Below are 417 nucleotides of genomic sequence, written 5' to 3'. Positions count from 1 at the left end.
CTCAAGCGGCTGCGCACCATGCTGGGCGCGGTGATCCGCGACATCACCCGCAAGATCGCCGGGCGGCCGGAGCTGATGGCGCCCTTCGGTCTGCCGCTGTCGCTGGCCTGCCGCGTCAGGGACCAGCGCCAGCGTGAACGCGGCAGGAAGGTCTACTCCCTGCACGCTCCCGAGGTCGAATGCATCGGCAAGGGCAAGGCCCACAAGCCCTATGAATTCGGCGTCAAGGTCTCGGTCGCCACGCCGCTCTATCGCAGCCGCGGCGGCCAGTTCGTCGCCCATATCAAGGCGATGCCCGGCAATCCCTATGACGGCCACACGCTGGCCACCGTCATCCCCGCGATCGAGACCTCGATCGGAGCCAACCTCACCAAGATCGTCGCCGATGCCGGCTACCGCGGCCACAACGCCCCGAAG

1 pseudogene is annotated in these 417 nt (G+C 67.9%); it reads left to right on the top strand.

Going from position 1 to position 417, the window contains the following annotated elements:
- Positions 1 to 417: pseudogene (locus tag AC0L2O_RS36405) on the top strand (IS5/IS1182 family transposase); the annotation flags it as partial.

This window comes from Bradyrhizobium sp. Kon10 (assembly GCF_055807395.1).
Note: the sequence above shows the minus strand (reverse complement) of the source record. Positions and strands in the feature narration are given on the sequence as shown.